The 15164-nt window shown below is 40.7% G+C and carries 16 protein-coding genes; 4 read left to right on the top strand and 12 right to left on the bottom strand.

Going from position 1 to position 15164, the window contains the following annotated elements; genetic code table 11:
- Nucleotides 1–407: 407 nt before the first annotated feature.
- The 5 genes from B7697_RS07890 to B7697_RS07870 all read right to left on the bottom strand — a co-directional run bounded on the left by B7697_RS07890 (nt 408) and on the right by B7697_RS07870 (nt 4382).
- Nucleotides 408–1487: a carbamoyl phosphate synthase small subunit gene (locus tag B7697_RS07890; protein WP_000166853.1), complete on the bottom strand. Its 1080-nt coding sequence runs from the start codon at nt 1485–1487 to the stop codon at nt 408–410.
- A 49-nt stretch (nt 1488–1536) separates the two neighbouring features.
- On the bottom strand, nt 1537–2460 hold the full coding sequence (locus B7697_RS07885; protein ID WP_000115770.1) for an aspartate carbamoyltransferase catalytic subunit: 924 nt from the start codon (nt 2458–2460) through the stop codon (nt 1537–1539).
- Between the two features lie 18 nt (nt 2461–2478).
- Entirely contained in the window at nt 2479–3000 is a 522-nt protein-coding gene (gene pyrR / locus B7697_RS07880) for a bifunctional pyr operon transcriptional regulator/uracil phosphoribosyltransferase PyrR (protein ID WP_000644747.1), read from the bottom strand.
- A 210-nt stretch (nt 3001–3210) separates the two neighbouring features.
- Nucleotides 3211–3840 (bottom strand): endonuclease III, encoded by a 630-nt coding sequence (gene nth, locus B7697_RS07875; protein ID WP_033685177.1) that lies wholly within the window; start codon nt 3838–3840, stop codon nt 3211–3213.
- A complete protein-coding gene (locus tag B7697_RS07870; RefSeq protein WP_070527784.1) occupies nt 3840–4382 on the bottom strand; it encodes a YceD family protein in 543 nt (180 codons plus the stop codon). Before B7697_RS07870 ends, nth begins: the two co-directional genes overlap by 1 nt.
- Before the next feature lie 162 nt (nt 4383–4544).
- Here B7697_RS07870 and B7697_RS07865 point away from each other — a divergent pair, with 162 nt between their 5' ends.
- A complete protein-coding gene (locus tag B7697_RS07865) occupies nt 4545–4874 on the top strand; it encodes a hypothetical protein (protein ID WP_000653208.1) in 330 nt (109 codons plus the stop codon).
- A gap of 337 nt (nt 4875–5211) precedes the next feature.
- Nucleotides 5212–6771, top strand: a complete 1560-nt coding sequence (locus tag B7697_RS07860; RefSeq protein ID WP_084951179.1) for an ATP-binding cassette domain-containing protein — start codon at nt 5212–5214, stop codon at nt 6769–6771.
- A gap of 44 nt (nt 6772–6815) precedes the next feature.
- Here B7697_RS07860 and htpX read toward each other — a convergent pair whose 3' ends face one another.
- Together htpX and B7697_RS07850 are read right to left on the bottom strand one after the other, a co-directional pair.
- Nucleotides 6816–7715, bottom strand: coding sequence for a zinc metalloprotease HtpX (gene htpX / locus B7697_RS07855; protein ID WP_000895752.1), 900 nt, complete (start codon nt 7713–7715; stop codon nt 6816–6818).
- 1 nt (nt 7716) lies between these two features.
- Nucleotides 7717–8277 carry a LemA family protein gene (locus tag B7697_RS07850; RefSeq protein ID WP_000219838.1) on the bottom strand — a complete coding sequence of 187 codons (561 nt, stop codon included), beginning with the start codon at nt 8275–8277 and terminating at the stop codon, nt 7717–7719.
- Between the two features lie 93 nt (nt 8278–8370).
- Here B7697_RS07850 and rsmG point away from each other — a divergent pair, with 93 nt between their 5' ends.
- Nucleotides 8371–9084 carry a 16S rRNA (guanine(527)-N(7))-methyltransferase RsmG gene (rsmG, locus tag B7697_RS07845; protein ID WP_000801943.1) on the top strand — a complete coding sequence of 238 codons (714 nt, stop codon included), beginning with the start codon at nt 8371–8373 and terminating at the stop codon, nt 9082–9084.
- A 203-nt stretch (nt 9085–9287) separates the two neighbouring features.
- A complete protein-coding gene (locus tag B7697_RS07840) occupies nt 9288–10571 on the top strand; it encodes a uracil-xanthine permease family protein (RefSeq protein ID WP_192851486.1) in 1284 nt (427 codons plus the stop codon).
- A gap of 52 nt (nt 10572–10623) precedes the next feature.
- Here B7697_RS07840 and B7697_RS07835 read toward each other — a convergent pair whose 3' ends face one another.
- The 5 genes from B7697_RS07835 to gla all read right to left on the bottom strand — a co-directional run bounded on the left by B7697_RS07835 (nt 10624) and on the right by gla (nt 15126).
- Nucleotides 10624–11406, bottom strand: coding sequence for a CPBP family intramembrane glutamic endopeptidase (locus B7697_RS07835; RefSeq protein WP_084951173.1), 783 nt, complete (start codon nt 11404–11406; stop codon nt 10624–10626).
- Between the two features lie 126 nt (nt 11407–11532).
- A complete protein-coding gene (locus B7697_RS07830; RefSeq protein ID WP_084951171.1) occupies nt 11533–12429 on the bottom strand; it encodes a DMT family transporter in 897 nt (298 codons plus the stop codon).
- Nucleotides 12430–12437: 8 nt separating this feature from the next.
- The gene (locus B7697_RS07825; RefSeq protein WP_084951168.1) at nt 12438–13373 is read right to left on the bottom strand and encodes a serine hydrolase domain-containing protein; all 936 of its coding nucleotides are present in this window, start codon (nt 13371–13373) and stop codon (nt 12438–12440) included.
- Entirely contained in the window at nt 13370–14095 is a 726-nt protein-coding gene (locus B7697_RS07820; protein ID WP_084951166.1) for a CppA N-terminal domain-containing protein, read from the bottom strand. The genes B7697_RS07825 and B7697_RS07820 overlap by 4 nt, the downstream gene beginning before the upstream one ends.
- A 125-nt stretch (nt 14096–14220) precedes the next feature.
- Nucleotides 14221–15126 carry an aquaglyceroporin Gla gene (gene gla / locus B7697_RS07815; RefSeq protein WP_084951164.1) on the bottom strand — a complete coding sequence of 302 codons (906 nt, stop codon included), beginning with the start codon at nt 15124–15126 and terminating at the stop codon, nt 14221–14223.
- Between the last annotated feature and the right edge of the window lie 38 nt (nt 15127–15164).

Raw genomic sequence — 15164 nt, 5'->3', positions numbered from 1 at the left:
GGAGTTATGACAAAGAACTGCCAGTTCTAGGAATAACTATCTTTGTAGCACCGTCCGTAGCCCGTATTCAGTTCAGCAAATACGAACCACCCTTCTCCTTTCTATTCGGCAACTCTCGGGTTGCCATTAAATAAATTCTCCGACGATTTTTTAGCGAAACGATACTTTTCGGTAAAAAATCTAGTGCAGGGAGTTTTTAGTTCGCCTGATAGCGACTAAAAGAAACGACCTGCCTTTCTATTCGTCGCCTCTCAGGGCGACATCAAATAAGATACAAAGGACGAATAGAAAGCGATTGAATTTTAGGAAACCAAGGAAGAATTGACAATCCAAGTTGGTTTCTCTAAATTCCGAGCTTTCCGTCCGTGTTCAGTTACATAAATTCTCCGACGAGCTTTTACTCGTTCTTAGTTTGATTGTTTAAAAGCTTCCATCATCTCGATAAACTCGTCGAACAGGTAGCTTGCATCGTGTGGACCAGGTGCTGCATCTGGATGGTATTGAACAGAGAAAGCAGGTTGGTATCTGTGGCGCACACCTTCCACTGACTTGTCATTGATTTCTTCGTGGGTGATAATCAAGTGTTCTGGCAAATCCTCACGGCTAACTGCATAACCATGGTTTTGACTTGTAAAATCCACACGTCCTGTAGCAATTTCGCGTACCGCATGGTTGAATCCACGGTGTCCAAATTTCATCTTGTAGGTCTTAGCACCATTTGCCATTGCAAAGAGTTGATGCCCCATACAAATACCAAAGATTGGAATTTTCCCTTGCACACCACGAATCATATCCAGTGCCTGTGGAACATCTTCTGGGTTACCTGGACCGTTTGACAACATAACTCCGTCAGGATTGAGATGGAGAATTTCTTCAGCCGTTGTCGAATAGGGAACAACTGTCACGTTACAGTTGCGTTTAGAAAGTTCACGTAGAATTGAGTGCTTAAGACCAAAGTCCACTAGAACCACGCTCAAACCAACTCCTGGAGCTGGATAGGATGTTTTAGTAGAAACCTGCTTGATATTATCTGTCGGCAAAACTGTTGCTTGGAGCTGGTCCGTCACATGGTCCATACTATCTCCAACATGAGTCAAGGTTGCACGCATCGTACCATGCTTACGGATAATCTTGGTAAGTGCACGCGTATCAATTCCAGAAATACCCGGAATTTTCTTGGCTTTCAAAAATTCATCCAAGGTCATTTGGTTGCGCCAGTTGCTTGCTCTTCGTGCTTCTTCAAAAACAACGACTCCTTTACAAGTTGGAATGATGGATTCGTAATCATCACGATTAATTCCATAATTTCCCACCAAAGGATAAGTAAAGGTCAAGATTTGTCCATTATAAGACTGGTCTGTAATGGATTCTTGGTAGCCGGTCATACCTGTATTAAAGACGATTTCGCCTGTTACATCAATATCTGCTCCGAAGGCCTTGCCTTCAAAAACTGTGCCATCTTCTAATACTAGAAGTCTTTTTGTCATATTTTCACCTCTCGTGGACGCTCACTGGCGTCTTTTAACGTCTTGTGTTTTAGTTGGCGTTTCTACTCGCCAGTACGGATTCTAAGATTGCCATTCGAACAAAGACACCATTGGTCATTTGTTGGACAATCCGTGATTTTGGTGCTTCAACCAAGTGGTCTGCGATTTCTACATCACGGTTGACTGGGGCTGGGTGCATAAGGATTGCTGTTTCTTTCAAACGGTCATAACGTTCTTGAGTCAAGCCATGTTGGGCATGGTAGTCTTCTTTTGAAAAGACAGCTCCACTATCATGGCGTTCATGTTGCACACGGAGAAACATCATGACATCCACCTGATCAATGATTTCATCAATGGTTACAAACTGTCCATAATCTGCAAACTCTTGACTTCTCCATTCCTCAGGTCCAGCAAAATAAAGTTCAGCTCCCAAGCGTTTCAAAATCTGCATATTGGATTTAGCAACGCGTGAGTGGTCCAAGTCACCTGCAATCGCAACCTTGAGACCCTCAAAGTGACCAAATTCCTCATAAATAGTCATCAAATCAAGCAAGCTCTGGCTAGGGTGTTGACCCGAACCATCTCCACCATTGATGATGGAAGTCGTAATCGTCGGACTTGCAATTAACTCTCTGTAGTAGTCAACCTCAGGGTGGCGAATCACACAGACATCCACTCCTAAAGCAGACAGAGTCAAAATGGTATCATAAAGTGTCTCACCCTTATTGACTGAACTAGTCTTCACATCAAAGTCAAGTCGCTCCAATCCCAGTTTAATCTCTGCCACTTCAAAGGACTTATGCGTTCGTGTAGAATCCTCAAAGAAAAGATTGGAAACAATCGGATGGTCCTCATAGGGAAGCTGAGCTCCATTTTTAAACTCAATTCCTCGCTTGATCAATTTCATCACTTGATCGACAGTGAGGTCTTCCATGGACACCACATGGTTTAATGCTTGTTGATTTACTGACATGGCTACTCCTTTAGCTTTCTAAGCTTCTTCAGTAATCAGAACTCTATCTTGGCCATCAAGTTCTGCCATCTCTACGATGATTTCTTCAGAACGACTAGTTGGTATGTTTTTTCCAACGTAATCTGGACGGATTGGCAATTCTCTATGTCCACGATCGACTAGAACTGCTAAACTCACGCGCGCAGGACGACCATGACCTACAATATTATCAATAGCAGCACGGATGGTACGACCTGTATAGAGCACATCATCCACCAAGATAACTTCGCGGTCTGTCACATCGACAGAAACCAAAGAAGTATCTTCTCCACTTTTAACATCATCACGGAAAGGTTTAGTATCCAATTCCACAACAGGAACTGAAAGATTTTCTAGCTGTTCCAAACGTTCTTGGATTCGGTGGGCGATAAAGACACCACGAGTTTTAATACCAGCCAAGACGATTTTATTCAAATCTTTGTTGCGTTCGATAATCTCATAAGTAATACGCGTAATCGCTCGTTTGACAGTCAATTCGTCTACAACTTCTTTTGCCTTCATGACAAACCTCCAAAAAGAAAAGTCTCCTTAAACAAGGAGACTTGAAATGTATAGCCAAGCGAGCCCTACTGCAAACAGTATAGACTTCACCCTACTACTTAATCGTTCTCCTTGCCTGCCTCACGGGACAGGTTTAAAGGAATATTTAGTTATCAAATACTATAGCACAAAGCGAGCCTAAAATCAAGCAAAAACTTTTGAAACCCCATCTTATAAATTGCTAAAATCATATAATTGTGGGTACTGGTCACACTCTGGATTTTTAGGATGGCAAATGGCTCTTCCAAAATAAATCATGGCCTGATGGGCAGCTAACCACTGCTTCGGTGGCAAGATATCCATAACCCGTTTTTCCACCTCAAGTGGTGTCGCTGATTTTTTGACAATATCGTGGTGCTTACAAATACGCTCCACATGGGTATCCACTGCAAAGGCTGGAATCCCGAATCCTACACTCATGACAACATTGGCTGTCTTGCGACCAACACCTGCTAGACTTTCTAATTCTTCACGTGTCTGAGGAACTTGACCGTCAAAATCGTCTAGTAACTGTTGGGCACATTTTTTAAGGAATTTAGCCTTATTTCGATACAGTCCTAGGCGAGAAATGTGTGAGGCAATTTCACTTTCTGTTGCAACAGACATGGCTTGTGGCGTTGGAAAGGCAGCAAAGAGACCTGGAGTGGCCTTATTTACCGCTGCATCCGTTGTCTGGGCTGACAACATGACCGCAACCAAAAGTTCAAAATGATTGGTGAAATCAAGACTGGGCTTGGCATCTGGAAAAAGAGCAATGATTTCTTCTAGCACCTTTCGTGCGCGTTTTTTTGACAAGACCATTATTCGTCTCCGTCAAATAGTCCTTGTAAGCCAGCAAAAGGACTGTTTTCTTCTTTCTTAACGGCTTGTTGAGCTTGGTATTCTTCTTCTGTCATGATTTGCCAGTCATTTCCTGAAACAAATCCTTGACCCGCTTCTTCTTCAGCCGTCAAGACCTTGATAGGAATGTTTAGTAGGATATTGTCTGACACGCTCTCAGCAAGATTAAGTTCTCCATTTTCGATAGGCAGGACCAAATCATCATCTAAAACTTCTTGATCTAGCAGATTAGTTGCCCCTTCCATGAAAACTTCCGTTACTGGATAAGATTCAACTAACTCAACTGGCTCCATACTGCGACTTGAAGCAAGAACAATGGTATAAGATAGTTGATAATCTAAGAAATACATACGGTCTTCATACTGTACTTTCCCAACTGCAAGGATATCTTTTACATCTAAAATTTCTTGATTGCGTGCACGCAGGTCTGCAGCTAGGTCTAACGTTTGTTCAAAATGCAAGCCTTCAGACTGCTTACGAATTTCTTGAATATTTAATTTCATACTTCCTCCATAAAGATTTACTCTCTTGATTATACCATGAAAAGCCTACAAATCAGCCCACCAAACTTTTTAATTAACATTCGATTTTTTAACATGTTTACTATGACATTTTTTAGTGCCATACTATAGGCAATAATACATCAGAGCAAGGAGGATGCTCACATGAAAGACAAAGAACTCATTACTAATGCAACCCAACTCCTATCCGAGTTAAATAAAAGTTTCCAAAGCTGCAAACAGGGTAGGGCAGATGATATTCGACTGCAAGAGCTGCTAAACACTACTCTGCAAGAGCTCAAAAAAGCGGAAAAGTTGGACAACAGTATTTTAATCGACCTTGAGAAATTTTACCAACGTACCAGTCTTCTGATTGGTCTTGGTAGCCTAAAACTGAATGATCAAGCACGCACTGCTTGGCGAAACTATGATAAATTCCATTACGAGCATATCAAACACGTACTGACTCTCTATGGACCTGTTTTCGGATTTTAGAGATTAGAATTGTCAGTTTTCTGTTGACAAAATTTCCTTAAAGGTATAGGATAAAGATACTAATACTCGGAGGTAAGGGAGACATGAACAACTAAGTCTATCAAATAAAGAAACTTTATTTAGTAGATCTTGTTTTTGTCTCTTTTTGTGTGCTCTTTTCATACTAGATTTTCTAGTATCTTATCCTCATTGAAAATCAAAAAACTAGAAGGCTAACCATCTGCTCCTCTTGAGTTGGATTAGGCAATCCTAAGCTAGTTTGACGAGCTTTTCAACGAGGATAATAGAGTTTTGACAGTGACTTTGGGCTCTACTAGATAAAGTAGAGCTTTTTGTTATGCACTATCGACATTCTAGAAAGGGCAATCATATGATAAAAATCAATCACCTGACCATCACACAAAACAAAGATTTACGAGACCTTGTCTCAGACTTAAACATGACCATCCAAGACGGGGAAAAGATAGCTATTATTGGCGAAGAAGGAAATGGCAAATCAACCTTGCTACGAGCTTTAATGGGGGAAGCTTTGTCTGATTTCACTATCAAGGGAGACATCCAGTCTGACTATCAGTCACTTGCCTATATTCCTCAAAAACTTCCCGATGAGCTGAAAAAGAAAAGTCTACACGACTACTTCTTTTTAGATTCTCTTGATTTAGACTACAGTATCCTCTATCGTTTGGCTGAGGAATTGCATTTTGATGGCGATCGCTTCGCTAGCAACCAAGAGATTGGCAGTCTATCAGGGGGCGAAGCTTTGAAAATTCAGCTCATCCATGAGTTAGCCAAACCCTTTGAGATTCTATTTCTAGATGAACCTTCAAATGACCTAGACCTTGAGACGGTTGATTGGCTAAAAAGACAGATACAGAAGATGAGGCAAACCGTTATTTTCATTTCCCATGATGAAGACTTTCTTTCTCAAACGGCAGACACTATTGTTCACTTGCGACTGGTCAAGCACCGTAAAGAAGCAGAAACGCTAGTAGAGCATTTAGACTATGATAGCTATAGCGACCAGAGAAAGGCTAATTTTACCAAACAAAGCCAGCAAGCTGCTAACGACCAAAGAGCCTACGATAAAACCATGGAAAAGCATCGCCGAGTCAAGCAAAATGTAGAAACTGCCCTTCGAGCTACCAAAGACAGTACTGCCGGTCGCCTATTGGCTAAAAAGATGAAAAATGTCCTCTCTCAAGAAAAACGCTTTGAAAAGACAGCTCAGTCCATGACCAAAAAACCACTTGAAGAGGAAGAAATCAGACTTTTCTTCTCAGACATCCAACCATTACCGGCTTCTAAAGTCTTAATCCAATTGGAAAAAGAAAATTTGTCCATTGGCGACCGAGTTTTGGTTCAAAAACTACAACTAACTGTCCGTGGCCAAGAAAAAATCGGTATCATTGGCCCAAATGGTATTGGAAAATCGACTCTGCTAGCCAAGTTTCAACAACTGCTTAGCGCCAAAAGAGAAATTTCGCTTGGTTTTATGCCACAAGATTACCACAAAAAACTGCAATTGGATTTATCACCAATAGCCTACCTCAGCAAAACTGGTGAAAAAGAGGAACTACAGAAAATCCAATCTCACTTAGCCAGTCTCAATTTCAGTTATCCAGAAATGCAGCACCAAATTCGCTCCTTATCTGGTGGGCAACAGGGTAAACTCCTGCTTTTGGATTTAGTCCTGCGCAAGCCAAACTTTCTCCTTCTGGATGAACCCACACGAAACTTTTCTCCCACTTCTCAACCCCAAATCAGAAAACTCTTTGCAACCTATCCGGGTGGTCTCATCACTGTTTCGCATGACAGACGTTTCTTAAAAGAGATTTGTACGAGTATCTATCGTTTGACAGAGGAAGGTTTGGAAGTCGTTGATTTACAAGATTTATAACTTTTGAACATAGCAAAAATCCAGAGAAACCTCTCTGGATTTTCTTACATCTGTTTCAAGCGTTCGATTCGTTCTGAGATAGGTGGGTGGGTATAAAAGAGTTTTTGAAGTCCCCCACCTTTCTTGGGATCATTGATATAAAGAGCGCTGCTGGCATCGTCAACATGGTGATGCATCGGCTCGCTATCCTCCAACTTACGCAAGGCATTGATCATCCCTTGAGGATTACGAGTCAGCTCCACACTGGATGCATCCGCTAGAAATTCCCTCTGACGGGAAATGGCAAGTTGCACCAAGGTTGCTGCGAGAGGTGCTAGAACAATGGCTAAGAGAGAGATAACAAGCATGATAATCTCCAAACCATTTCCATCGCGATCATTATCACTCCGTCTGCGATCAGCGCCTCCCCACCACATCATCCGTCCTGCCATACTAGACAGAAGGGTAATGGCACTTGCAAGGGCAACAGCAATGGTCGAAATGCGGATATCGTAGTTTCGGATATGACTGACTTCATGCCCCATAACAGCTTCTAGCTCCTCACGATTCATGATAGCCAGAAGACCCGAAGTGGCTGCGACAGCTGCATTCTGAGGATTCGAACCTGTCGCAAAGGCATTTAAAGAAGAATCCTCAATGATGAAAACACGCGGCATGGGAATCTGAGCGACCATGGCCATATCTTCTACTACATGGTAGAGGTCTGGTGCTGTTTGCTCATCAACCTCACGCGCCCCATTCATAGACATAACAATCTCTGTCGATTGAAAGATCATGGTCAGAGCGTAGATAAGACCAATAATCAAGGCAATAATCATGCCACCAAGACCTGAACGCATAAAGAGATAGCCAACAGCATAACCAACCAAGGCTAAGAGTAGGAAGAAAACCAGCAACAAAATCCAGGTTTTTCGTTTATTGCTCGCAATTTGATCAAACAACATCTTAGTCACCTAATCCGCTAAAGTCAACTTTAGGAACTGCCTTTTCCTCTTCAGGTGTTTGAAGGAAGTCTGCAGCTTTAAAGCCAAATAGTCCTGCGATGATGTTGCTTGGGAAACTTTCAAGTTTTACATTGTAGTTGCTGACAACACTGTTGTAGAGTTGACGAGAGTAAGAAATTTTATTTTCTGTATTGGTCAACTCTTCTTGCAATTTGATAAAGTTAGCACTAGCTTTCAAGTCTGGGTAATTCTCTGCTACTGCAAAGATACCAGAAATTTGGCGGGTAAGGGCATCACTGGCCTTCATCGCTTCAGCTGGCGAAGTTGCTGCGGCTACTTGTCTACGAAGTTCTGTCACTTTTTCCAAGGTAGAACCTTCATATTTGGCATAGCCTTTGACTGTCTCAATCAAGTTTGGCAAGAGGTCATTTCGACGTTTCAACTGAACATCAATCTGGCTCCAAGCCTCCTTGGTTTGCATACGATTCTTAACCAAACCGTTATAGCTAACAATCACAAAAATAACAATAAGAGCTAAAACTCCAAGAATAATCCAAGTCATTATATAAGTCCTTTCTGCTTTTAGATTAGTACCAGTATATCAAATTTTTAATGATTGTGGTAAAATAAGATGATACTAAAGAAGGAAAAAACTATGAAACCAGAAACATTTTACAACTTGCTTGCCGAGCAAAATCTTTCACTTTCGGACCAGCAAAAAAAACAATTTGAACGCTATTTTGAACTCTTGGTCGAGTGGAATGAGAAGATTAATTTGACGGCTATTACAGATAAGGAAGAAGTCTATCTGAAACACTTTTACGATTCGATTGCACCCATTCTGCAAGGCTTAATTTCAAATGAAACTATCAAACTTCTTGATATTGGAGCCGGGGCAGGATTTCCTAGTCTACCTATGAAAATCCTCTATCCTCAGCTAAATGTAACTATCATTGATTCTCTCAACAAGCGCATCAACTTCCTCAAACTTTTGGCTCAGGAACTGGATTTAGACGATGTTCATTTCTACCATGGACGTGCCGAAGATTTTGCCCAAGACAAAAACTTCCGTGCTCAGTATGATTTTGTAACGGCTCGTGCGGTTGCCCGTATGCAAGTCCTATCTGAATTAACTATTCCCTACCTTAAAGTTGGCGGAAAACTATTGGCACTCAAGGCTAGCAATGCTCCTGAGGAATTATTAGAAGCTAAGAATGCCCTCAACCTCCTTTTTAGTAAAGTAGAAGACAATCTCAGCTACGCCCTACCAAATGGAGATCCACGTTACATCACAGTGGTAGAAAAGAAAAAAGAAACACCAAATAAATATCCAAGAAAGGCTGGCATGCCCAACAAACGCCCGCTTTAAATTTTTTAGTAAAAAATGTTTACAAAGTTCGGAATTTCTGCTATACTATCACAAGCAAAGGTTTTTAATGTCATCCCGTGAGGTGACGAAGACGCAGAAATACTTGAAACTCTTTAAAGTCTAGATTTTAGAGAAGTCTTACTCTGAGGGCCTATTGCTGTAAAATAATGGGCTCTTTTTTGATGCCCAAAAGTGAGGTTTATATGAAACAAGAATCAACTGTTGATTTGTTACTAGACGTTGACCAACGTCCTTCGGCTGGAAAAGGAATTCTCCTTAGTTTCCAACACGTTTTCGCCATGTTCGGTGCGACCATCTTGGTACCCTTGATTTTGGGAATGCCTGTATCTGTTGCCCTTTTTGCTTCAGGTGTCGGGACACTCATCTATATGATTTCAACTGGATTTAAAGTTCCAGTTTATCTAGGTTCTTCTTTTGCCTTTATCACAGCAATGTCGCTTGCTATGAAAGAAATGGGTGGTGATGTGTCTGCTGCTCAAACAGGGGTTATCTTGACTGGTTTGGTCTATGTCCTTGTGGCTGCTGGTGTTCGTTTTGCAGGTACAAAATGGATTGATAAACTCTTGCCACCAATCATCATCGGACCTATGATCATCGTTATCGGTCTTGGACTTGCAGGTTCAGCAGTCACTAACGCTGGTCTTGTAGCTGACGGGAATTGGAAAAATGCTCTTGTAGCAGTTGTTACTTTCTTGATTGCTGCCTTTATCAATACAAAAGGAAAAGGCTTCCTACGAATCATTCCATTCCTCTTTGCCATTATTGGTGGTTACCTCTTCGCACTAACTCTTGGTTTGGTTGACTTTACACCAGTTCTTAAAGCTAACTGGTTTGAAATTCCTGGTTTCTACTTGCCATTTAACACAGGTGGTGCCTTTAAAGAATACAATCTTTACTTCGGTCCAGAAACCATCGCTATCTTGCCAATCGCTATCGTAACAATTTCTGAACACATCGGAGACCATACTGTTTTGGGTCAAATCTGTGGTCGTCAATTCTTGAAAGAACCAGGTCTTCACCGTACTCTTCTTGGTGACGGTATCGCAACTTCTGTTTCAGCCTTCCTTGGTGGACCAGCCAATACAACTTACGGAGAAAATACAGGGGTTATTGGTATGACTCGTATCGCTTCTGTCTCAGTTATCCGTAACGCAGCCTTTATCGCGATTGCCCTTAGCTTCCTTGGTAAATTCACTGCCTTGATTTCAACTATTCCAAATGCTGTACTTGGTGGTATGTCAATCCTTCTCTATGGGGTTATCGCCAGCAATGGTTTGAAAGTTTTGATCAAAGAACGTGTTGATTTCGGACAAATGCGTAACCTCATTATTGCAAGTGCAATGTTGGTACTTGGACTTGGAGGAGCTATCCTTAAACTTGGTCCAGTTACCCTTTCAGGTACTGCCCTATCAGCCATGACAGGAATCATCTTGAACTTAATCTTGCCATACGAAAATAAAGACTAAACGTCTTGACACAAAAAGTCCGCTCAGACAACTGAGTGGACTTTTCTAATTTTTAAGTCCCCCAAGCAACCAATAGATAGATCAGGCTAGAACCAAACATATCTGCTAAAGCATGCATGAGAAAGAATGGAAGGAGATTTTTAATTTTATATTTGTATAAGAAATAATAGAATAAGCCATAAACTACACCGATTACCAAAGCCCATACTAATCCTTGATAGGTGTGGAAGGAAATACGAATACTAGTAGAATAAAGCAAAATCAACCACTTGTGTTTTGCCTTCACTGAAGTTAACAAACCTAGAAAGAAAAACTCTTCATAAAATCCATTAAGCAAGGCATAGGCAATCACTATCGGGCTGAGAGCTAAAAACTTACCTATTATTTGCGTGAAATCTATATAGGCAAAAAGGTCTGGATTAAAGTAATTATATTTACCAGTGAGAGTTGTAACCAAGTCTCCAAACAGTCCCACTAAAGCAAATATAAATGGAACCCAAAAGATAATGGACCAATTCCAGCGAATAGGAAGCTGTTTAAAATCATAATTTCGAATCAAAAGATAGAGTAAGGTCACAGTTAGTAATATAGCTTGCAGGGTAAAATTACTAAAATAAGCAGCACCTTCGCTTGCAGCCTGTCTAACTGTCCCTACTGTACTTGATACACCCGTTGGAAACGTATTTGCTAAAAATAGCTCGGTTGAACGAATTATAAACTGACCAAACATTATGATCGTAATAATCACAATGTCAAACCATCTCAAGTATTTTAGAGGTTTAGATGGATGTATTTTTTTAAAATGTTCATATTTCTCCAGGTATTCTATACTCATATAAATATTTTAAGAAAAAAGGCTTAAACTTTTATAAAATTTCATTAATTCATTTAGATTCAAAAGCTTTTATTAGCAAAAATAACCCCTCTTTAAGAGTGGTTATCATCTACTTTCATTTTTTGTTTATTTCTCTAACAATAAATCTTTCAAAGAAATCAGGGTTACTGCAATTAAAATCATTGCCATGCCAAGAAAATCAATGGGATAAAATTGTTCATTCATAATTAGGAAGGCAAAGAAAACCGCCGAAATTGGCTCAATTGAAGCCAACAAGCTTGACTTGACCGGTCCTATCAGACTGGCTCCTTTAAGGAAAGCTGTATAGGCAAAGACAGTCCCGATAAGAATAATACCCGCAAAAGCAAGGAGAAAATCAAGACTAGTCGGGATAGTGGCCTGTAGAACCCCTGTAAAAGGAAGAGCGACCAAACCTGCCATGACCATTCCCACACCAATGACCAAACTGCTCCCCCACTTCTTAATCAAGGCTATGGGCAAAATGATATAAAGTGCATAAGTCAGAGCAGAAAAGAGACCCCAGAACAGACCTGCAGGTGTCATGGATAACTGGTTCAACTGCCCATGAGTGGCGATCAGGAAGGTTCCTCCAATAGCTAATATGATAGAAACAATCTCTCCCAGTGTCGGCGCCACCTTATCCTTGATACAGCTATGAATCAAAATCCCGACAGGACAAACATACTGAAGCACTGTCGCGGTACCTGCATTGGTCTCCTGAATAGCAGTTAGATAGGCAAATTGATTGAGGAAAAGGCCAATCAGAGCAAAAATGAGAAGAGACAGCAAACTTTTTCTATCCTTTAAAAAGGCCAGCATTCTATCCTTTACAGTAGCATAAGCTAAGACAATGAGAATCCCACCGGCGATTAAAAGTCGTAAGTTAGTTAAAACCAGAGACGAAATTCCATGTGCCATCAGGTATTGGCCACTCGTTCCTGACAAGCCCCAAGCAATCCCAGCCACAACTGTTAATAGAGTCCCTTTTAAACTGTTTGACATGTCTCTCCTTACTCTTCTTTACGAATCAAGTCCATTACTTGATTGCGGTCTACAATCCATTGAGCCCTCTCATCCTTTTCATAGGTACGATTCGATAGGAAAATAGCCGCTTCTTGCTTCTGGCTATTCCACATGATAAAGGTACCTGTATAGCCCGTATGGTCTAGCCAATCTCCTTCCAAATTCCATGCCAAAGAACGTTCCTTGTCATCCAAAGGTGAAAAATTTTGACTCAAGTCTCTTGCAAAATCATCTGCTAAATAGTGTTGCAAAAAGATTTGTAAATCCTTTACAGTCGAAAATAAACCAGCACTACCTGCATGTCTGCCTAGGAGACGAGCCTTGGGATCATGTACCAAACCTGCCTCTACACCTCTGACTGTTGGAACAGCAAGCCCAACAGGTCCAAATTGGGTTTCCGTCATTCCCCAAGGATTCCAAACTTGCTCCTGTAAAATCACATCCAAGTCTTGATTAAAGATTCTTTCCAAAATAAAACCTAACAGCAAAAAATGGACATCCGAATAAAGAAAGGCTGGCTGATTTCGTCTATTGAGATGAAACATCGCTTCCTTTAATTCTGAGGCAGTTAAAAGATCACGATTGGGAATAAACGGATCAAGATTTGTAGCATGGGTTAAGAGCTGGCGAATAGTGATGTCTGGATAATCGCTCTCAGGTAAAAAATCGGTTACTGGTCTGTCAATATCTAATTTACCTTTTTCCCACAAAAAGGTAAAAACTGTCCCAACCCCAACAACCTTGCTGACACTGGCTAAGTCATAAACTAGTCCTGCCTCGGTCTGCAAGCCATGCTCTGGGTCACTCTGGCCTAAATAGACCTCCGTCCATTGATTGTCCTTAAAATACGCAAAAGAGGCTCCGGGATAAATCCCTGCCTCGATTTGTTCTTCTATTTTTTTAATAATCTTGGTCCACTTCATACTTCTTCAAACCACAATTCAACATTATTTCGATCTTTACCAAGGAAGAATTTTTTAGACTTAGGAATAAAATATTCGGTAGACTCAAATCTCTTACGAAGACTTGCTATGTCTAATTCATTGACCAAGAACTTGAGCATAGATAAGTCCCAAGTAGCCGTATTGTCCACAGTCAAATCTTGACCCTGAGCTGGGATAAAATCAAGTGATGCCCCCATTTCAGATGATTCCAAGAAACTTTCAATATCAGTTGGAAGGTGTAATTCCATAGAAATCTCAAACTTACTCAAAGAAATTGATTCCAAATCTGTTCGAAATTCAGGCTTTTCTTCTACTTCTACTAGACTGGCTCTATCATCTTCTGCATGAATCAAAATTAAATCATCTTCTGGTGAGAAAACTTCAAATGCGTAGCCATTATTCCCCTTATATAATTGATGAATCGAATCTGTTTTAGATAAGAGGCCCTCGATTTCCAAGGGATTTTCTACCTTGACAATCAATCTAGCTAGTTTTTTTCTTCCTTCTACCTTACGAGTACGCATACTTGGAGCTTCTTCTAAAACCAGCCTTTCAAGACCTGTTTGATCCCCTAGTGACAGAAAAGCTGACTCTTCTAACAAGGCCTTCATACCAAGGGTTTCAATATAAAATGTTTCATTTAATTTTCTATTATTAACTTTTAAAGTAGGAATAATCCGTACAATTTGATTTACATTCATAAATTCCTCCAACTCTTTTATTTTAAAGGATTTTAGAATTTTTTACAAGATATTATACTCAAATTTACCGATTTTTCGTAAAAATTTCATCTAAAAAAACCGAGGCTTTCCTCGGTTTCAATTTCTTATAGATAAAGGAATTTGAAGATAGCTACTGCCGCAATTGCTGCTGCGATAGGTGCTACTACTGGTACCCAAGAGTACCACCATTTTGAATCACCTTTGTGCTCACCAAGAACTGATTTTGGAAGGAAAGCATGAAGGAGACGTGGTCCCAAGTCACGGGCTGGGTTCAAGGCAGGTCCTGTAGGTCCACCAAGTGATGTTACCAAAGCCATAACAAGGAATCCAAGTGCCAAGTGAGCAATTCCAAGACCAGATGTCATAAATGGTGCTACTTGTTCTTTAGCTTGGTCAAGTGCAGCTGTTACTTGTTCTTGAGGAATTGTTTGACCTTGAGTAGTTGCTTGAGCAACTTGAGCATTAATAGCCGCTTGTGCTTTTGATACTAATTCAGCACCAAAGAAGTTTTTAGTCATTCCAAGAGCTGCAAAGAAAAGAACAAATGAACCAACAAACTCGTTTACAAAACCGTTAACAGTTGCTGCGAAACGTGATTCTTTTGTACCATTATCCAAACTTGAAATGGTTGAGAAAGTACCCAAGATATTGTTTGGATTTTCGGTTTTCAAGTAGTATGGGCGGTGTGTTGCCACAACCAAAGCTTGACCAAAGATAGCACCCAAAACTTGTGCAAGGATATAAGGCGCTACTTGTGCCCAAGGGAAGAGACCGCTGATCGCAAGTCCTAGAGTGAAGGCTGGGTTGATGTGGTTACCTGATACGTTACCAAACATCAAGGCTGGAATCATAACCCCCATACCATAACCAACAGCGATAACGATCCAGCCACTTTGGTGACCTTTCGTACCTTTAAGTTCAACGTTGGCAACTGCACCATTTCCAAGAATGATCAAAATAGCAGTGGCCAAAAATTCAGTGGCATATTTAATTGCCCATGTGAAATCCATTTGATAGATTCTCCTTAAAATTTTTTAGACAATCCTTA

The organism is Streptococcus mitis (assembly GCF_002096895.1).
Lineage (GTDB): Bacteria > Bacillota > Bacilli > Lactobacillales > Streptococcaceae > Streptococcus > Streptococcus mitis_AH.
This window is presented reverse-complemented; position numbering and strand designations above follow the sequence as displayed.